18 protein-coding genes are annotated in these 17395 nt (G+C 69.0%); 6 read left to right on the forward strand and 12 right to left on the reverse strand.

Going from position 1 to position 17395, the window contains the following annotated elements; translation table 11 throughout:
* Window positions 1–161 precede the first annotated feature (161 nt).
* Complete coding sequence (locus tag ACZ6AA_RS30590) at window positions 162–1220, reverse strand: vWA domain-containing protein (RefSeq protein ID WP_471461313.1); 1059 nt, start codon at window positions 1218–1220, stop codon at window positions 162–164.
* Between the two features lie 268 nt (window positions 1221–1488).
* Between ACZ6AA_RS30590 and ACZ6AA_RS30595 the strand changes: the two genes are divergently transcribed.
* A complete protein-coding gene (locus tag ACZ6AA_RS30595; RefSeq protein WP_471461316.1) occupies window positions 1489–2442 on the forward strand; it encodes a RimK family alpha-L-glutamate ligase in 954 nt (317 codons plus the stop codon).
* A gap of 226 nt (window positions 2443–2668) precedes the next feature.
* Window positions 2669–3241 carry a transcriptional regulator gene (locus ACZ6AA_RS30600; protein WP_468461214.1) on the forward strand — a complete coding sequence of 191 codons (573 nt, stop codon included), beginning with the start codon at window positions 2669–2671 and terminating at the stop codon, window positions 3239–3241.
* A gap of 117 nt (window positions 3242–3358) precedes the next feature.
* Here the strand turns inward: ACZ6AA_RS30600 and ACZ6AA_RS30605 are convergent, their stop codons facing one another.
* Complete coding sequence (locus tag ACZ6AA_RS30605) at window positions 3359–4531, reverse strand: epoxide hydrolase family protein (RefSeq protein WP_471461322.1); 1173 nt, start codon at window positions 4529–4531, stop codon at window positions 3359–3361.
* Window positions 4532–4634: 103 nt separating this feature from the next.
* Between ACZ6AA_RS30605 and ACZ6AA_RS30610 the strand changes: the two genes are divergently transcribed.
* Window positions 4635–5210 (forward strand): CGNR zinc finger domain-containing protein, encoded by a 576-nt coding sequence (locus ACZ6AA_RS30610; RefSeq protein WP_468461211.1) that lies wholly within the window; start codon window positions 4635–4637, stop codon window positions 5208–5210.
* Between the two features lie 469 nt (window positions 5211–5679).
* Window positions 5680–6216, forward strand: coding sequence for a TetR/AcrR family transcriptional regulator (locus tag ACZ6AA_RS30615; RefSeq protein WP_468461209.1), 537 nt, complete (start codon window positions 5680–5682; stop codon window positions 6214–6216).
* A 40-nt stretch (window positions 6217–6256) separates the two neighbouring features.
* Here ACZ6AA_RS30615 and ACZ6AA_RS30620 read toward each other — a convergent pair whose 3' ends face one another.
* From ACZ6AA_RS30620 to ACZ6AA_RS30635, 4 genes are all read right to left on the reverse strand, one after another.
* Window positions 6257–6775, reverse strand: coding sequence for a hypothetical protein (locus ACZ6AA_RS30620; RefSeq protein ID WP_471461327.1), 519 nt, complete (start codon window positions 6773–6775; stop codon window positions 6257–6259).
* A 173-nt stretch (window positions 6776–6948) separates the two neighbouring features.
* Entirely contained in the window at window positions 6949–7611 is a 663-nt protein-coding gene (locus ACZ6AA_RS30625; protein ID WP_468483783.1) for a lysophospholipid acyltransferase family protein, read from the reverse strand.
* Window positions 7612–7821: 210 nt separating this feature from the next.
* Window positions 7822–8091 (reverse strand): hypothetical protein, encoded by a 270-nt coding sequence (locus tag ACZ6AA_RS30630; RefSeq protein WP_468483784.1) that lies wholly within the window; start codon window positions 8089–8091, stop codon window positions 7822–7824.
* A gap of 4 nt (window positions 8092–8095) precedes the next feature.
* Complete coding sequence (locus tag ACZ6AA_RS30635; protein WP_468483785.1) at window positions 8096–8878, reverse strand: YqjF family protein; 783 nt, start codon at window positions 8876–8878, stop codon at window positions 8096–8098.
* A 174-nt stretch (window positions 8879–9052) separates the two neighbouring features.
* On the opposite strand from ACZ6AA_RS30635, the gene ACZ6AA_RS30640 reads away from it, so the two are divergent.
* Window positions 9053–10006 carry a phosphotransferase family protein gene (locus tag ACZ6AA_RS30640; RefSeq protein ID WP_471461332.1) on the forward strand — a complete coding sequence of 318 codons (954 nt, stop codon included), beginning with the start codon at window positions 9053–9055 and terminating at the stop codon, window positions 10004–10006.
* Between the two features lie 63 nt (window positions 10007–10069).
* On the opposite strand, the gene ACZ6AA_RS30645 is transcribed toward ACZ6AA_RS30640, so the two are convergent.
* On the reverse strand, window positions 10070–10957 hold the full coding sequence (locus ACZ6AA_RS30645) for a universal stress protein (protein ID WP_471461334.1): 888 nt from the start codon (window positions 10955–10957) through the stop codon (window positions 10070–10072).
* A 437-nt stretch (window positions 10958–11394) separates the two neighbouring features.
* Window positions 11395–12210: an alpha/beta hydrolase gene (locus tag ACZ6AA_RS30650; RefSeq protein WP_468461200.1), complete on the reverse strand. Its 816-nt coding sequence runs from the start codon at window positions 12208–12210 to the stop codon at window positions 11395–11397.
* 398 nt (window positions 12211–12608) lie between these two features.
* Between ACZ6AA_RS30650 and ACZ6AA_RS30655 the strand changes: the two genes are divergently transcribed.
* Window positions 12609–13169 carry an RNA polymerase sigma factor gene (locus tag ACZ6AA_RS30655; protein ID WP_471461336.1) on the forward strand — a complete coding sequence of 187 codons (561 nt, stop codon included), beginning with the start codon at window positions 12609–12611 and terminating at the stop codon, window positions 13167–13169.
* A gap of 500 nt (window positions 13170–13669) precedes the next feature.
* Here ACZ6AA_RS30655 and ACZ6AA_RS30660 read toward each other — a convergent pair whose 3' ends face one another.
* The 4 genes from ACZ6AA_RS30660 to ACZ6AA_RS30675 form a co-directional block, all read right to left on the reverse strand.
* A complete protein-coding gene (locus tag ACZ6AA_RS30660) occupies window positions 13670–14404 on the reverse strand; it encodes a S1 family peptidase (RefSeq protein ID WP_468461196.1) in 735 nt (244 codons plus the stop codon).
* A 339-nt stretch (window positions 14405–14743) separates the two neighbouring features.
* Window positions 14744–15484 (reverse strand): dienelactone hydrolase family protein, encoded by a 741-nt coding sequence (locus tag ACZ6AA_RS30665; RefSeq protein ID WP_471461339.1) that lies wholly within the window; start codon window positions 15482–15484, stop codon window positions 14744–14746.
* 210 nt (window positions 15485–15694) lie between these two features.
* Window positions 15695–15997 carry a hypothetical protein gene (locus ACZ6AA_RS30670; protein WP_471461341.1) on the reverse strand — a complete coding sequence of 101 codons (303 nt, stop codon included), beginning with the start codon at window positions 15995–15997 and terminating at the stop codon, window positions 15695–15697.
* Between the two features lie 166 nt (window positions 15998–16163).
* The gene (locus ACZ6AA_RS30675) at window positions 16164–17387 is read right to left on the reverse strand and encodes a cytochrome P450 (RefSeq protein ID WP_471461344.1); all 1224 of its coding nucleotides are present in this window, start codon (window positions 17385–17387) and stop codon (window positions 16164–16166) included.
* Between the last annotated feature and the right edge of the window lie 8 nt (window positions 17388–17395).

The raw sequence follows: 17395 nt of genomic DNA on the forward strand, positions 1-17395 counted from the left end.
CCGACTGGCTGATGCGCATCACTCTAGGAAGATCGAACGAGCCGATGAATATCCCCCAGTCTCCCGAAGATGTCTCATCGTCTACATGGGCGGACGGGCTGGAGAAGGCCCCCGAGGGAAGGCCAGGGGAGAAGAGAGGGCTGCGCAGTTGCTGCCGTACCTCAGAGCATGATGAGCAGACGCGTCTTCGGCTTGAGTTTCCTGTTCACGGAACGACTCTGCACGTACACCTCCAACTGGGGATTGTTCCCCGCCTTCACGGAAACGGTCCCTTGGATACCTGTACCGAACAGCAGACTGCGTGCCGCATCCCCCGTGTAGGCGCGGTCGGTGTCCTTCTCCACGACGATGACTTCCTTGTTCTGCTGAACCTGAGCCCGAGCCCCCAACTGGTAGTAACAAGCCCCCCGTTCATAGGTCACGCCGGGATGCGAGTCGACGAAGGACCGAATCTCGGCTTCCTTGTCCACCTTCAGAAGCCGGTACTTGTCAGCAGGGATCGGCTCGAGGTTCGCCCGCACCTCGTCAACCGATATGTCCTGCCCGACGGCGAACAGGTTCTTCGTTCCCCGGACACCCTGCTCGCGGCCCCGGAGGAAGCTGGTGGCGGCGGCGCGCACGGTGCCGATCGCCTCCTCGACCCCCTTCTGGGAGTCGGCGTCCCAGATGGCGATGTTCCCCGCCGGGAACCCGTAGTTCTGTGCGGTGCGCTTGGCCAGGGAGTTGGGCACGAGGATCGCGGAAGTCCAGTGCCCGGGGAGCCCGCCCATCGTCGCTGTGATCCTGTCGAGCCAGGGCCCGAGGATGGCCGGGTCCCCGTCGTGCCGCCGGTCACCGCCGGAGGCGTTCTCCTCGCCGTCCGTCACCACGATCTGGAGGAAACTGTGCTCGCCGTACTCCTCCCAGATGTGACCCAGATCATCCAGAGACTTCAAAGAAGCCTCAATGAGGGCCGTAGCACCATTGTTGACCTGATACAGGCCCCGCATGGACGGCAAATGCTTCACGTCCATGTCCCAGACCAGATTCTCCACCCTGTGGTCGAAGGAGTAGAGGCTGATCCGGGTCTCATGCCCAAGACTGTCCGACTCGGCCTTCAAACCGGCCACGAATTCGTCCACCACGCGAATGAGCTGACTCTCGTGCGGTCGCATGGAACCCGAGCAGTCCACTACCAGCGCGACGTGATTCACCTTGTGCTGGATCCTGTGTGCGGACATGTTTGTCCTCCCCCTCCGAGGCTCCCCGAGTGATGTTTTCACTGTATGGGGAGGCACTGACAACGCCCTTTGACGTGCCATCACCTGCGGTGATGCGGTCCGGAGCGGGGTGGCCCGCACCGCCGAGGGCGCACGGCCGGAGAGCGACGCGGAGGGGCGCCGACCTCTAGCCGACCTCTACCCGTCGTGACGTCACGATCACGGAACTGAGAGACTTGCTCCCTCGACGGCCCGCACGCAGTGGGCGGCAAAGTTGTGAGGAGCCAGAGTGGTCGCACCGCCCCATGCCCTGTCGGCGATTTCGGAACCTGCCGATGTGTGGATGCTGGTGCGGCAGCGACCAGCAGTGCTGCGCCGGTCCACTCGCGATCTGGCAGCAGCCCTGGCCGATGTGTACGGCCCACGCTTCGCGGTCTGGCACACCGACGAACTGCTCTTCGGCGTCCAGGACGGCCAGTTGGTGCTGCGCACTCTGGGAGGCGCGGACGTGCCCGCGCCCGAGGTGGTGTGCGTGCGCCAGGTGGCCGGCACCATGCACGACGACCGCGAGGTGACCCTGCTGCGGCACCTTGAACACATGGGCAGCACCCTCATCAACACAGCCGACGCCCAGCTCAAGTCCCGTAACAAGGTCCGGCAACTGCAAGCACTCGCCCTGGACGGGCTGCCGGTTCCCGACACCCTCTCCTATGCCACCGCTCCTCTGGAAGGCGTTGTGCGCAGCCCCCACCTGAGCACGCCGTGCGTGGTGAAGTCCGTCAGCGGCGCCAAGGGCGAACAGGTCTTCCTCGCCCCTGACGCGCACCTGCTCAGCACGGTGGCCGGCAGCCTCACACGGGAGGCGCCGTTTCTCTTCCAGGAGTACGTGTCCCCTTCGCACGGCCGCACCCTGCGCGTGATCGTGGTCGACGGCGAGCCGGTGGACGCTGTCCTGCACACCTCCGGCAACGGCGGCCTCGCCGCCAACATCGCCAAGGGCGGCGCCGCCACGCGCTGCACCGGCCGCTACCCGCAGGCGGAAGAGCTGGCGGCGCGCGCGGCCCGCGCCCTGGGCCTGGACATCGCCGGGGTGGACCTGTTGTTCGCCACCGAGGACACCTTCACCATCTGCGAAGTGAATGCCGTCCCGGGCTGGCGCCCGGAGATGACCGCCGTCATCCCCGCGGTGACAGCTTGCATCGCCCAGGCTCTCTCGGCCCGTCGCCCTCCGGCGCCACGGTGAACGGGAGAAACTCACCAGGTCCGTTTCGCATAAGGGAAAATCCACAGCAGGCAACCCTTGCCCAGTCTCCTGGAATTTACAGCCCTTGTTGCAGTGAAGTCGCACATCAATTCCGAGTCATGGTGTTGTATTGAGACACCCGGATGGGTGTGTAATTGCGTGCGCAGTGGCCGGAGTTGGGGTATTCTGGCTGCTGGTGAATAGCTTGCTGCATCGGAGGGTTTAGGTGTCGGAGAGGGTTCGTGATTTCGGGAAGTACGGTGCTCGTGGCGTCAAGGGTCATGAGGCTGTCGCACGTCAGCTCGATGCTCTCGCCGGTTATTTCACTACGTCCGTGACGTCTCGCAGGGGCCTCCTGGCGAGGCTGCACTACCTGACGCGCAGCGACCATGCACGCCAGGCCGCACGGACTGCTGGTCTGACGGTGACCGACCGCACGCTCAAGGCCTGGCTCGAGGGCAGGCGCAGGCCTTCGAAGAGGAACCTGGACCGCATCGAGACGTCCTACCGTGCGGTGCGGCGACAGAACGTCGCCCGGTATCTCCTGCGGCGCCTGAACGCGGGAGGCCGCGGCACGCGCGTCGAGATTCACCCGCTGAATCAGTCCCAGGTGCCCAGGCCGCGCCAGCGGGTCGTGGAATTCCGGAGCCTGAATGTCCGTCAGTGGGACGCGCTGGTACGGGCCTGGACCGATGCGGACGACGCGGCGCTGGATGACGCCTGGGTGGAGAAGATCGTGGACTTGGGAAGCCAGTGGGGTCAGTACGAGTACGTGACCAATGTGGGATTCGCCGCCTGAGGCCACCCTGCCGTCTCGATGAGCCCGGCCGGAATCCGCCGGGCAACAGCTTGAGCCGGATCAAGCGGTGACCGACCGCTGGCACTCCGCCGCGTTCACCGAGGCGCCCCGCCGCGTTCACCGCCGAGCGGCCAGCACCGCCGCGAGGCCCTCTTGGAGATCCTTGACGAAATACTCGGGAACCTCCAGCGACGGAAAATGCCCCCCGATTTCGGGCGATCCCCATCGGACGATCTGCCGGTACCGCTCCTGCGCCCAGGGGCGCGGGCACTTCTCGATGTCACGGGGATACATAGTGATCGCCGACGGGACATCGACCCGAAGTTCGGGATCGAGCGAGTTGTGGCTTTCGTAATAGATGCGGGCCGCCGATGCGCCGGTCCGCGTCAGCCAGTACAGGGTGACGTCGTCAAGGACCCTGTCCATGGAAATCCTCTCGAACGGGCTGTCCTCGGTGTCCGACCACTCGGCGAACTTGTCGAGGATCCAGGCAAGAAGCCCGACCGGTGAATCGACGAGCGAATAGCCGATGGTCTGCGGTCGGGTCGCCTGCTGCTTGGCGTACGCCGCACGATGGCGCCAGAAATGGCGGGTCTCCTCGGTCCACTTGCGCTCGACCGCCGTCAGCCCGTTCGTCGTCAACCCGGGCGGCCCCTCCGCGAACGTCGTGTGAATGCCGAGAACGTGCTCCGGGAACCTGCCGCCGAGCACTGTGGTGATATTGCCTCCCCAGTCGCCGCCGTGGGCCACGAACTTGCTGTAGTCGAGCCTTCCCATCAGCTCCACCCAGGCGGCCGCGATCTTTTCCGTTCCCCACCCGGTGACGGCCGGCTTGTCGCTGTAACCAAACCCTGGAAGCGACGGGACCACGACATGGAACGCCGGCGCGCCCGCATCCTTCGGATCTGCCAGCTCGTCCACTACATCGATGAACTCGGCGACACTGCCCGGCCACCCATGAGTCAAGACCAGGGGAGTGGCATCCGCGCGCGCGGACCGGCGGTGCAGGAAGTGGATTCCCAGATCATCGATGGTCGTGCGGAACTGGCCGATCCGGTCGAGGCGCTCTTCGAACGACCGCCAGTCGTACCCGGTGCGCCAGTAGTCCACGACATCGACGAGGTCGGCGAGCGGAACACCCTGCTCCCAGCGGCGCGGGTCGGGCGCGGCGCGGCGGACCGTCTCGGTCTCCGGCAGCCGCGCCGCGGCCAGCCGCGCACGCAGGTCGTCGAGTTCAGTGTCAGTCGCACGGGCTTCATATGGCTGTACGTCGCTGGTGAGACGGGGCATGAGACCTCCTGACCATCGAGGAACCGGCTACGTCCTGGCGTGAACCGGCTAAGACGGTTCTAGCAGTCCTCCGCGTCACGCGGCAACCGGCTAAGGTGGTTCCATGAGCGCTGGCTTCCCTGACTTCCGCCTCGGCACCGTGCTGGCGACCAGCTTCACGGGGACCCTGTCGGAGCGTCATGGCAACCCCGTGGAGCGCATTCCCGCACCACACCGACTCGTCGACTGGCTGGCGGCAAACGGCCTCGCCGTGGACTCCTGCACCACTGCCCAGCTCGACCTCGCCCGGGAACTGCGGGAGTCGATCCACGCCGCCGCGACAGCGGCCGCGCTCCAGGACGCTCTCCCCGCGCCTGCCGTCCAAGTCATCAATGACCGCAGTGCTCAGGGTCGGGCCGCGGCGGTCCTGACGCCCGAGGGAGCGCGGCGGTGGCGGCTCGGCTCAGCTTCCCGCGTGGAAGACGCCCTCGGCGTGATCGCCGCCGACGCGATCAGCATCATCGCGGGCGAGCGCGACGGAAAACTGGCCCTGTGCGCCTCACCGACCTGCCTGGCCGCCTTCTTCGACACCAGTCAGAGTCGCACCCGCAAATGGTGCGACATGAACACGTGCGGGAATCGTCAGAAGAAAGCGCGCTTCAACGCCAATCAGCGCAAGAATTCAAGCTCAGCGAAGTGACCGTTACCCTCGGCACACCCGAGTGAGCCCCACTCTGTCCAAGCCACGCCTTGTCCGGGGCACCGGGCCGACCTACGGTCTGGCTGAGGGTGTGCACGGCCCGCAACCCGCAACGTACCGCAAGACCTTGTCCTCCCTGTGCGGGCTGTGATCCCGCGCATTCCGCACAGGGAGGGCCTCCCGCATCAGGAACCACGTACTGCTCCTGACGCTCACGATTGCTGCCGGGAGATCTCCCGGCAGCAAGTGCAGACCATGCGGCGGACCCACCGCTGGCGACTTTGTGGCAACGTCCTTGTCGGAGTCGACAGTTCTCGGCAGTGTGCACGCATGAGCGAGAGAGTGGACTGAAGGGAGTAAGACCGGTCTGTCTCTTACCGCATGCCTCACGTTGGCAGCGGCGAGTGTCGCCGTACAGCCCTATTCTGGACAGACGATGCAGGCAGAACTCCCTCCTCGTGAGCGGATCTTGAACGCGGCCTATGAGCTCTTCTCGCAGCGCGGTATCCGTGATGTCGGAGTGGAAGAGGTCGTGGCTCGCTCCGGGGTGGCCAAGGCCACGCTCTACCGGCACTTTCCGTCGAAGGACGCCCTGGTGCTGGCCTTCCTCGCCTGCCGGGAGCAGCGATGGACCCTCGGGACCGTCGAGGCCGGGGCCCGTGAGCGTGGCCGCACCCCGGAGGAGCGGCTGCTCGCCGTCTTCGACGTGTTCGACGAGTGGTTCCGCCGGGACGACTTCGACGCCTGCTCGTTCATCAACGTTCTCCTGGAAATGCGTTGGAGCCACCCGCTGGGGCGGGCGAGCATCCAGCACCTGGAGAACATCCGCGCCATCGTGCGTTCCATGGCCGAGGAGGCGGGACTGCGCGACACGGACTCCTTCGCCCGCTCGTGGCACATCCTGATGAAAGGCTCGATCATCTCAGCGGCGGAGGGCGACGCCGAGGCGGCCCGCCGGGCCCAGGCGATGGCCCGCACCCTGATCGAGCAGCACCGCACACCGTAGGGCGCTCCGACAGGCGGGCCGTGCTTCTCCAGCAGCCAGGTCAGGAGGCCAGGTCGAGGACAGCCCAGACCTGCCGCCCCTCCGCCGTGACCTCCATGCCGCAGCTCACGGCCCCCAGCTCCCGCAGGCGGGGCAGTACGGGATGGCCGAGGTCGGCGGGCCCCGGTCGGTGGCTGAAGGCGAGGATGAGTGCCTGGTCGTCCTGCTCACCGAGATGAAGGCTGACGTGGCGCCCCCCGTCGCTCACGACAGCCATGATCAGGAACCGCACCACGTCGTCCAGACGGACCGGGCCGCGCAGCCCCCACTGAGTGAGCTTCGCGGCAACCTCGGCGACCGCCCTCTTCGCGGCCCAGGGCTCAGCCTCCAGAGTCCAGGCAGCGCCCTTCCGGTCCGCCATCACCGTGCGGCCGCGCAGCGCGTCGAGCTTCACCGGCGAGCCCCACTCCGGGCAGGCCTGCGGGGGAGGCGGGGACAGCGGCTTCTTCGGCGGCGGGGGCGTCCTGGGCGGCCAGTCCGGGCGCGGCTTGACGGCCTCAGGGTCCGTACGCGGATCCATGGCGGCCTCCCGGACGCTGGGCAACAGCTCAATCACCCATCGTAGAGGGGACATTCGCTCGACGGGCAAGGATCTGCCGCCCGGCGCCGGGATCCCGCCGCAGCCGAGCGTTTCGCGTGGATCGGCGCGCCGTACGCGCTCGGCCTCCCGCGCGTCACGCGACGCGTAGTGGGCTACGCGGCGAGCGCGGCTCGTTCCCCCAGCTGTGCGGCCGCCGTGTGCCAGGCCGCTGTCACCGCCGCGTGAGCCTGTTCCGTCGGCGCGGTGCCGTGCCCGCTCAGCTCGAGCGGACGCCCGACGTGTACGTGGAGCCCGGGTCGGCGCAACGGCGCCGTGAGCAGGCCGGTGAGCTGCTTGGGCACGCTGCCCGATGTGATCCGGCGGGCGCCGGCCTGCCCCACGGGCACCACCGGAGCGCCCGTGCGCTGGACGAGCCGGGCCAAGCCGCTGCGGAAGGTGCCGGGCGAGGCTTCCGCCGCGTCCAGGCGATGGGGGAGACCGCCCTCGGCGTAGATCAACACGAGGTGGCCGCGCTGAAGGGCCTCGGCGGCGTCGTCCAGGGCGTTCGCCGCGCGTCGGTCCCGGCGGTGGACGGGGATGTGGCCGCCGTGGGCGAGCGCGCGGCCGAGCACGGGGACGCGCCACAGCCCGGCGGCCGCCATGACGACCGGCCGGGCCCCGAGGCGGTGGAGTGCGGCGAGTACGAGGAGAGGGTCGGCCAGTGACGTGTGATTGGCGGCGACGATACTGCCGGGGGCGAGTTCGGCGCCCGCGTCGGCGGTGATCGTGAGGCGGCCGACGGCGGGCGCCAGGACGTCGGCGAGGCGGCTGAGCATGTTCGGTCTCCCGGGCTCGACAAGGTGGATCTTCATCGTCGGCCGCCGGTGGCTGCCCGGGCGTGAGTAGGCGCACTCATCTTCTCGCCGCCCCGTACCCAGAAGCATGCCGCCGACCGCCGACCGCCGACCGCCGACCGCCGACATAGGCTCCACGAACACGCCGCCTGGACGGGCCAGGAGCCGGTCGTCATCGAAGATCCGCCCGCGTCATTGGAAGAGGTCGTCCACCGGCCCGGCCATTGTGGACGACGCCGCTGTCGGGTCGCGGTCGTCGTCCCGGTCCTTTCCGCGGTCATCCGGGAACATCAACCGCGCGCTGGCGACGACCAGTCCCAGCCCGCTCATGCCCAGCACGAGACGGACCCACCACATCCCGCCCGTCCAGTCCTGAGGAGATCCGGCAACGGTCCAAAGGCCCAGGGACGCACCCGAGAGCAGAACAATGACCGCGCAGACGCGGCGCAGAATGAGCTTCACAGGTTCATGATCCCAACAGGTCCGGCGTCGGCCGCACCGAGCCCGGCCCGGCCGGGTAGCCCATGCGGACCGGCACACCGGGGGAGTACAGCACGCTCACGGGAGGCCCGGCACGCGTCGGCAGCCCCGCGGCGGACACCAAATGGTCCTCACAATGCAGAAGTTCAGCTCGGTGCAGTGGCCAACGAGGATGACTGTTGGGCAGGTAGACCGATCGGCCGGAGAGCGAATTGTGGATCCCCCAACGGGCGGTGAGGAAGTGTTCCAGGGAAGTCGGTTCTTCCACCCGCTCGCCGATCCGGACCTTGAGCCGACAGCGCAATCCGCGCGGTCCCGGCCAGCGGCGGCTGCTCGAGTACGTGATGGTGTCGTCGTCGCGGTGAATCGCCATCCTCGCCCAGGTGTAGGGGAGCTGAAAGGCGGCGCGGGCAATGGCCACCGGAAGCAGCCGGGCCGCCTCCAACGAACGGAAGACCACGCCACGCCGACCCTGCCGGTCCACCGAGTAGAGCCGCACGTTGACTTCTGGGAAGGTGCCGAAGTACGGGATCCCCGGCGCCCTGAACCAGCCCACCCGGTGCATCCGGAACGCCACAAGGCCGACGTAGGTCAGCCCTTCGTAGGTGTCCGGTACGGTCCCGATCGGCAGCAGCGGTGCCACGTCCGCAGGGTCGACGGCCCAATGCAGGAACGACAAGTCGAGCCAGGACTGGGTCAGCAGAGTACTCGGCACAGCGCGTACCGGATCAGCTGATACCGGTTCCGGCGAGGCAGCGAAACGCAACATCGGGTCACTGTCGCACAATCGATGTCGCCGAAGGCACCCAATGTTCGGCACGACCATTTCCCCAGGGCTTGCTCCGAAAGCGCGCCTGCCCTGCTGACGCTTCCTCGGGGTGCGGGCGAGACGCAGCACGAAAACCCCCGGAGAGGTCGGTACGGCTGCTGCTCTAATACGAGGATGGAGAACACCCCGAGCGTGGAAGCCCCGCTCTCCGACCCATGGCTCGCGTATTTCGCCGACCGCGGGCACACGGAGGTCCGCCGCATCGGCGCCGGTGTCGAAGGGGTCGTCTACAGGCTGAGCGAGGGCCTGGCCGCCAAGGTCTGGAGCGGTCGGCCGCCGGCCGACTTCGACCTCACCCGCCAGGTGTACGCGGACATCGCGCGGCATCCGCTGCCGTTCTCCACCCCGGAGATCCTCGATGTCGAGGACCACGAGGACGTCCTGGTGACGTACGAGCGCGAACTGCCCGGAGCCTCGATGCGGGTCGACTCCGCCCACGCGGACTACGAGCGCGAACTGCCCACCCAGGAGAGCGACGCGCTGCTCGCCGTTCTGCGCGGCCTGGCCTCCGTGCCCGGCACCGACTCCATGCGCCGGCTGACCGTCCAGGGCGACGACCGCCCGCTGTGGCGGGATCACGACAGCTTCCGCGACGCCCTTGCGGCCCTGGTCACCCGGGCCGCGGCCCGGCACGGTGACGCCCTGGCCGTCCACGTGCCGGACTTCGACGCGGGAGTCGCCCGCACACGCAAGGCACTGCGCTCGCTCCCCGACGCCCCGGTGACAGCGATCCACGGCGACCTCGTCGCGCCCAACATCCACATCGACGCGGTCGGCAAGCCCGTCGCGGTGCTCGACTTCGGCTTCTGGACGACCGCGGGCGACCCGGCCTTCGAGGCCGCCGTCACCGCTGCCGTCTGGGACATGTACGGCCCCCACGCCGAGGAGCACACCACGGAACTCACCATGCTCTTCGCCCACGAGCTCGGGTACGCGCCCGCGACCCTCACCGCCTACCAGGCCGCATACGCCCTCACCACCTACGACCTCTTCGGTCTGGACGACAGCGACGGGCACTTCCGGTGGTGCGCGGAACAGCTGCGCCGCAACGCCGTGTTCAGCACCTAGTTGCGACCGCCACCGGCCCTGGGGGCTTCCAGGCCGGTGGGGAAGTCGCCGAGCACACGGCCGTCAGTCGTGCGGTACGACGGCCACGGGGGCGTTCGCGTGGTGCAGCACGGCATGCGCGACCGGTCCGATGCGCATGCCGAGCGTGCGGCGGTGGACCTTGCGGCCGACCACCACCAGGGCGGCCCGGGCGGCGGCTGCGAGGACGACGCCGGAGGCGTGGGACAGCTCGACGGTGTGCGTCACAGGCACCTTCGGGAACGTCTCGCGCCACGGCTTCAAGACGTCCGTGAGCGCCTTCTCGGCCTGCCCGGTGATCCCGCCCTCCTGCCCGGCCAGCCGCCCGACGGCAGGCCCGTATCCGTACAGCGGCGGCAGGTCGGGCGCGTGGACCACATGCAAGGTGGCCCCACGGGCGGCGGCCGCGCCGAAAGCGAATTCGAGGAGCGGCGCGGGAACCTCACCGGGCTCCTGCAGACCGACGACCACCTTGCCGCTGTCGTGTTCCGCTTCGCCGCCGAGCTCTTGGGGCGGGCGATGGCCGGGTCGCACCATGATCACTGGGCGCTTCGCCCGGGCCAGGACCTGCTGCCCGACGGAGCCCAGCAGGAATCCCGCGACGGCCCCGTGGCCGCTGGAACCCAGCACGAGCATCTCGGCCGCCTCCGACTCGGCCAACAGCACGGCGGGGGCCGTGTCGGAGATGAGCTCCGTGCTGACGGCCAGGCCCGGATGCCGGTCGCACACCAGGTCCTTTGCCTCGTCCAGGACGCTCAGGGCCCAGCGCTTCTGGGTGTCCAGCTCCTCCGCGACGGGCACGTCCTGCTGACGCCAGATCCAGGCCTGCACCAGGCGCAGGGGCAGGCCGCGACGCTGGGCCTCGCGAGCTGCCCACTCGGCGGCAGCCAGGCTTTCGCGGGAGCCGTCCAGACCGGCGGTGACGGGTCGCATGATGGAGACCTCCGTGGTCTTGAGGTGTGCGGGCCGTGCTCCGAGCCTCGTGACGCTCCGCCTGCGGCTGAAGAGGCCGATGGTCCCGGCCTCAGGCGTTCGGTCCTTGGGGGAGGAGACCCGCAGGGGCGCATGGCGTTGGACGACGATCGTGGCATCGGGCTCGGCGTCGAACAATGAGGCACGGCAAGGCGGCCCGGCAGGTATGGACCACCTCGGGTGGCTGACGTGCGGTGCTTGCTCATGTCACGCGACGAATTGCGCCAAGACCGAACTGAAGGACCGAACTGAAGCTCACCACTAGGACGCCGCGCAGGCCCGAAGACACCGAACGGCCTCGCCCCTACGGTCCCCTGGCCCCCGCCCCGGCGCCGCTACGGCGCCAGCCGCCCCCGGCCAGGCGAAACGTCGCCCCGATGCGGGACCCTCAGCAGCGGTCAGCCTGCCGCGGCCATGGGTGCCGCATTGCGGAGCCAGGTGAGGGAGGTCCGGGCGAGCTCGGGCCAGCCGTGGTCGACGATCAGGGAGTGGCCCCGGTCTTCGAAGCACTGGTACTCGGTGACGGCGCTGGAGTTCCGGTACTGCTTGAAAGTGGAGCGGGTCAGCACATCGGGGACGGTGTGGTCGAGCTTGCCGGACAGCAGGAGCAGCGGCCCCCGGGATTCGTTCTCGGTGTTGACCTTCGCCGCGGAGTTCGGGGTGAAGTTGCCCAGAGCCAGCTGGAACAGTGGGCGGGCCGGGCTGGGCATGGTCCACCGCTCGAAGAGTTCGTCGGACTCCTCCTCGGGTACGGCGTTGGCGAAGGCGTACCGGAACTGCGCCTGGTTCAGGGAGACGGCGCGCTTGGTGTTGGCGGGGTTGCGCAGGAACGCGAACGCCGACTTCGCCTGGGCCGGGCCGATGGCTTTGACGCCCTTGATCTGGCCGGGGCAGATCGCGACGGCCGCGGCGCCGAGGCCCTGGCCGAGCAGGTGCTGGGCGATGAAGCCGCCGACCGAGTGCCCGACGAGTACGGGCGGGGTGTCGAGGGTCCGGATGACTTGGGCGTGCGCTTCGGAGATCTCCGCGAGCCCGACACCGGCCTGGTCCTCGGGGCGGCGTCGCGCCTCGGCGACGGTCGCGGGGACGCCGGGCCACTCAGGCATGATCGGCTCGTATCCGGCGTCGCGGAACGTGTCCGCCCACCCCTGCCAGCTCGTCGAGTGGAGCCACAAACCGTGGATAAACATCACGGGAGTGCGATGTGTGGTCATCGTGGCCTCCTGGAATGCGGCAGTCACTGCGCGGCATGACCTGGGGCCGTGGAGCACTGAGCGGCTGCTGCTCTTACGGAGCAGAGTCGGGGCCGGCCCTGCTCCACACGGACTCTTCCATTCCACCCCAGCAGGGTCGTACGCGCACGTTCACAGGCCCCTGTGGCGGTTACAGCATGCGGCGGCCACCACCGCGCAGCCCGGTCACGCAGTGAGCACGCACCGCTCCGTCGGGTTGAGGTGAATCCTTTGGCGGCGCTCGTGCCTCTCTAGCATGTGCGGACAGCAGCGTCGGCACAGGAACCGGAGGTTTGTCGTGATCATTGGTGCCGTCATCGTCGCGGCTGTGCTCATCTGTGTGTGCACGTTCATCGTGCGGCGTCAGCGGGGGCGCTCGCGTGGCTGACTACACATGGCCCGGCGATCAGCTGATCGCCGCGGCACAGGAGGGCGACGTCGAAGCCACCGCCGCTCTGGTGACCGGCTCGCACCCGCATGTCCAGCGGTTCGCGTATTCGCTGTGCGCCACTCCCCAGGACGCCGAGGACGCGGCGCAGGAAGCGCTGATCATCCTGTATCGCAAGATCGGAATGCTGCGGGCCTCCGGTGCGCTGGCGTCGTGGATGTTCCGCATCGTCCGTAACGAGTGTCTGCGGCGGGCGCGACTGACGCTGCGCAGCCACGGGCCGGTCCCGGACACCGTCATGCCGTCGTTCGAGGACGATGTGCTGCAACGCCTGGAGGCAAGTCGGGTGGCGAAGGCGATCGCCGACCTGCCCGCCGATCAACGACGTGTGCTGATCCTGCGAGACATCCAGGGCTACAGCGGACGGATGGTCGCCGATGCGCTCGGACTCAGTACCGCCGCGATGAAATCGAGGCTGCATCGCGCCCGCGCGGCGGTTCGCCAGGCACTGCAGGGAACACCCGATCCTCTTCCGGGAGCCCGCCATGACTGACCGGCAGAACTTCGCCAGCACGTCGCTGCCCAGGCATTTGGCGCGCGGCACCCTGGGATTCGGCGCCTTGGCCGGTTCGGTCCTGCTCATCCCGGTAGTCGGGCTGACCAGTCTCTTGCTGGCACCCCTGGGGCTGCTCGCACTGCGCGGGTGCCCCCTGTGCTGGACGATCGGGCTGCTCCAGACCATCTCGAACGGCCGACTGCGGCGCTCGTGTACGGACGGTCGCTGCGAGCTGTCCGTCGCCCGGCACACCCGTTCACACGGAGCCGACGTCGAACAGCCCCGAGCACCGCGACCCCACAGCGCCCCACGCCACGAGCACAGCGCACTGAGCCGATAGGCGACAATCCGCCCGCCCGCGACGCAACACCATCTACCCGGCGCCGTTCAAAAAGCTGCTGGCCCTTCTCACCACAGGGAGAAGGGCCAGCAGAGGGGGCAGGGGGCGGCAGTGCGGCGCGCCGGGCGCGAGGCGGTGGCCGCCCGCGGTGCAGGCGCTAGCGCCGGATGACCGAGCGAATCCAGGAGAGCTGCTGGGAGACCTTTCCGGCCTCGGCGCCCTTGTCCCGGTCGGAGCCGTTGAAGACGCCGACGAGGGTTTCGGTGCCACGCGGGCCGACGGTCATCACGGGGCCTCCGGAGTCGCCCCCGGCGGGAATCCCGGACACCTTCTTCATGCAGAAGTCGGGGCCGCTCGGAGTGATGTGCGGCGCGCACACGGGGTCGTTGGGCCGGACGACCTTCAGGTCCGCCTGCTTGAGGACGCGAGACTGGCAGGCGCTCTCGTCCGTGGTGCAGGTGGCGCCCCATCCGTACTGCCGCACGGCCTGGCCGCGGTGGACGCCGACGGTGGACAGGCGCGCCGGGCGGACGTTCATCGGCGCGACCTTGATGAGCATCATGTCGGCGTGCGCGCTGCCCACACGCTTGTGGGGCAGGGGGCGGACCGTGGTGCCCTTGCGCATGTCGAGGTGGCCCACCCGGAAGGAGATCCGCTTGTCGGCGACCGGCCGTGCCTGCTCGTAGAAACAGTGAGAGGCGGTGAGGATCCACTGGCGGCTGACCGCTGTCCCGGTGCACGCCGGTTTGCCGTCGACGAGCATGCGTACCGCCCACGGGCCGTAGGTGCTCTTCGACCCGCCGATGACAGCGAAGGCCGGTGGGGACGACATCACCGAGCCTGCGACCAGCGCCAGGGCGGTCAGCAGCAGGACACGAAAGCGACGCACCATACGGAACAACTCCTCTTAGGGGTACAGCTGTACGGATAAGGAGAGGCCCTGCCGATCAAAACCGTTCCACAGCTGAGCAAAACCGTTCCGCACAAGCTCCTGTGACATCAGGACAACAGAAGGGGAGCCCCCCCCGGGCCGACGCCCTGCTACACGTTCACGAGGTGACGCCGACGAGCTCCTTGCCTGACCGGCGGCCGGGCGAGTACCAGCGTGGGCCCCTGCCGAGTCGGCAGGGGCCCACAGCTTCAACAGCAGCGGAGCCCCGGGAGCTGCCCTCGACGAGCAGCATCCCGGCCGACCTGGCTTACCGTCTGCTCATGGCCTGACGGCCCGGCCTCACTTCAGGTGCCGGGCGAAGAACTGGGCCGCGGCATCTCCCGCGAACTGCGGGACGCCGGTGTGCCCGCCCATGTTGGCGTGCAGGGTCTTCTCCTTGGAGCCGAAGGCGTCGAACAGGTCCAGGGCCGCCTGTCGGTCGTTCCCCGCGTCGTCCCACTGCAGCAGGACGTGCAGCGGAATGGTGACTCGGCGGGCCTCCTCGAACATGGCGCGAGGCACGAAACTCCCGGCGAAGAGACCGGCGGCCACGATGCGCGGCTCGACCGCCGCAAGGCGGACACCGATGGAGATCACTCCCCCCGAGTACCCGACCGGGCCGCCGATCTCGGGCAATGACAGGAGGGCGTCCAGAGCGGCCTGCCATTCCGGGACCGCCCTGTCGACGAGCGGGAGGATGAGAGCGTCGATGATCTCGTCGCTGACCGGCTCGCCGGCCTCCAGAGCCCGGCGCAGGTCGGCCCGGGCCTGATCGGCGCCGGCCCAACCGGACCGGTCACCGCCCCCGGGGAGCTCGATGGTGGCGGCGGCGAAGCCCTCAGCCGCGGAGTGCCGGGCCCGGTCCACCAGTCGGGGGTACATCTTGCGCAGCCCGAGAGGAGGGTGGCCGAGCAGGATCAGCGGCGCTGGTACGGATACGGATTCCGGCGTCCACAGAATGCCGGGGATCTCGCCGAGGAGGAATTCGCGTTCGAGGACGCCGTCGTCGAGGCGCTGTTCGGACGTGAAGTGAAGGGCCATGGTCGTGCCTTTCGGAGTGCTGCTGAACGGCGCTCCCGGACGACCTATCGCCCAACCGTGACCCCGGAGGAGAGCACCCATGTCGATTCGTTCACGGGTACCACCTCCTTGTTCTCTCGCACGGCCACCGTGAAAGTAGCAGGGGCCGCTAGGGCCCGCCAAACGGTTTCTCGCGCGGGCCACCGACGGCACGTGAAGGATCCTGGAGGTTCAGGGCGTGCAGTTGACGGTCGCCTCGGCGCGGAACACGTGGCCGAAGTTCGGATCGTTGATGGTCTCGAACACGAGGGGCTCGCCTGCGAGGGTGCAGGTGTAGAGCTGCTCGGCGCCGGCCGATGCCTCCGCGTCCCAGATGGCGCTCTGGATCGCCACCGCGGCAGTCGTCCCGCGACCGCCGCCCGTGAACAGCTTGGCGGGGGCGCCTGAGTCGGCCATGGCCAGTGGGGAGCCGATCACGAGGACGGACAGGACAGCTCCTGCGACGGCCGGTCGGGCCCGGGTGCGCACCTTCATCGTCCTCATCCCTTTCCCTGATCGCTCGCCGAATCGGGGTACTTGGCACAGTACTGAACGAGGCCGGATCGAACAGCGTTGTGGGGCGCGTTCGTTGCCTCGTCCAAGGCGGGAACGGGTTCGGCGTGCAGGGGCCGTCCGCTCGCAGTTGGTGCGTGGCGTCCGGTCATGGGCGGTGTCGCCCGGTGGCGGCTCCTGTTCGGGGTGGGGTCAGGTTCACGGGCAGGGTGAGCGGGCCGCGGACGACCGCCTCGGGGCGGCGCCAGCTCAGGGCGGACAGGGGGATGCGGGGAGTGAGGTCGGGGGCGGCCGTGGCCAGCTCCTCCAGGGCCATGCGGAGTTGCGTACGCGCCAGTTGGGCGCCCAGGCAGGTGTGCGCGCCGTGGCCGAAGGTCAGGTGGCGGGCGGGGCGGCGAGTGAGGTCCAGGCGGGTGGGGTCGTGGTGGGCGCGTGCGTCGAAGTTCGCGTGCAGCAGCGACACCACGAGCGCCTCCCCGGCCCGCACCACGACCGTGCCGAGTCGCACGTCCTGCCGTGCGACGCGTGTGAAGCCCATCGGCACGACTGGCGCGTGGCGCAGCAGCTCCTCCACCGCCGCGGCCGCCTCGCGGCGCGGCGCTGTCGCCAGGCGGTGCCACTGCTCGGGGTGTTCGAGCAACGAGACGACGGCCAGGCCCAGCTGGCCGATCGACGTCTCATAGCCCGCGTTGAGGAGCAGCTCGACCAGCGCCGTCAGCTCGTCGTGGCTCAGCGCGCCGCCTTCGTCGTACGCCGTGGCCAGGGTGCCCAGGACGTGCTCGCCGGGGGCGCGGCGGGCCCGGTCGACGAGCTCGCCGATGTAGGCGCGCAGCGCGTCGCGGGCCGGGCCCTGCTCCTCGAAGGTCCCGGTGGTGACGCCCAGCGCGCGGTCCGCGAGACCGGCGAACTCGGTGTGTTCGGCCTCGGGCACGCCGAGGACGCGGCAGATGGTGGTGGCCGACAGCGGCATCGCGTACTGCGCGACGAGGTCGATCCGGTCCCGCCCGGCCAGGAGACGGCGGGCCTGCCACCGGATGCCCTCCTCCAGACCGGCCACGGCCCGGGGCATGAACGGACGGTTCACCAGGCGCCGCAGTCGGGTGTGCTGCGGTGGGTCGAGGCTGGTCAGGGCCGCCGGGTCAGGGCGCATCGGGTGGATGGCGGGCGCTTCGGGGGCGACGGCCGCGGCGCGGCTGAACCGCTCGTCGGTGAGGACCGCGCGGCCCAGGTCGAAGGCCGTGACCAGCCAGACGCGGTCGCCCGTGGGCGCGACGACGGGCACGACCTCCGCCACGCCGTCCTCGGCGGGCAGGAAGTCGGGAAGCGGCCCGAGCTGGCCGGCCGTACGGCTCGGCAGGTTCAGAGGATTCATCGGTATAC

It is taken from the genome of Streptomyces sp. NPDC040610, from assembly GCF_055594065.1.

Coding starts and splice junctions, on each gene's coding strand:
- ACZ6AA_RS30590 (WP_471461313.1), bottom strand. CDS start 1,220: ATGTCCGCACACAGGATCCAGCACAAGGTGAATCACGTCGCGCTGGTA.
- ACZ6AA_RS30605 (WP_471461322.1), bottom strand. CDS start 4,531: ATGCCCCGTCTCACCAGCGACGTACAGCCATATGAAGCCCGTGCGACT.
- ACZ6AA_RS30610 (WP_468461211.1), top strand. CDS start 4,635: ATGAGCGCTGGCTTCCCTGACTTCCGCCTCGGCACCGTGCTGGCGACC.
- ACZ6AA_RS30620 (WP_471461327.1), bottom strand. CDS start 6,775: ATGGATCCGCGTACGGACCCTGAGGCCGTCAAGCCGCGCCCGGACTGG.
- ACZ6AA_RS30625 (WP_468483783.1), bottom strand. CDS start 7,611: ATGCTCAGCCGCCTCGCCGACGTCCTGGCGCCCGCCGTCGGCCGCCTC.
- ACZ6AA_RS30635 (WP_468483785.1), bottom strand. CDS start 8,878: ATGTTGCGTTTCGCTGCCTCGCCGGAACCGGTATCAGCTGATCCGGTA.
- ACZ6AA_RS30640 (WP_471461332.1), top strand. CDS start 9,053: ATGGAGAACACCCCGAGCGTGGAAGCCCCGCTCTCCGACCCATGGCTC.
- ACZ6AA_RS30645 (WP_471461334.1), bottom strand. CDS start 10,957: ATGCGACCCGTCACCGCCGGTCTGGACGGCTCCCGCGAAAGCCTGGCT.
- ACZ6AA_RS30650 (WP_468461200.1), bottom strand. CDS start 12,210: ATGACCACACATCGCACTCCCGTGATGTTTATCCACGGTTTGTGGCTC.
- ACZ6AA_RS30660 (WP_468461196.1), bottom strand. CDS start 14,404: ATGGTGCGTCGCTTTCGTGTCCTGCTGCTGACCGCCCTGGCGCTGGTC.
- ACZ6AA_RS30665 (WP_471461339.1), bottom strand. CDS start 15,484: ATGGCCCTTCACTTCACGTCCGAACAGCGCCTCGACGACGGCGTCCTC.
- ACZ6AA_RS30670 (WP_471461341.1), bottom strand. CDS start 15,997: ATGAAGGTGCGCACCCGGGCCCGACCGGCCGTCGCAGGAGCTGTCCTG.
- ACZ6AA_RS30675 (WP_471461344.1), bottom strand. CDS start 17,387: ATGAATCCTCTGAACCTGCCGAGCCGTACGGCCGGCCAGCTCGGGCCG.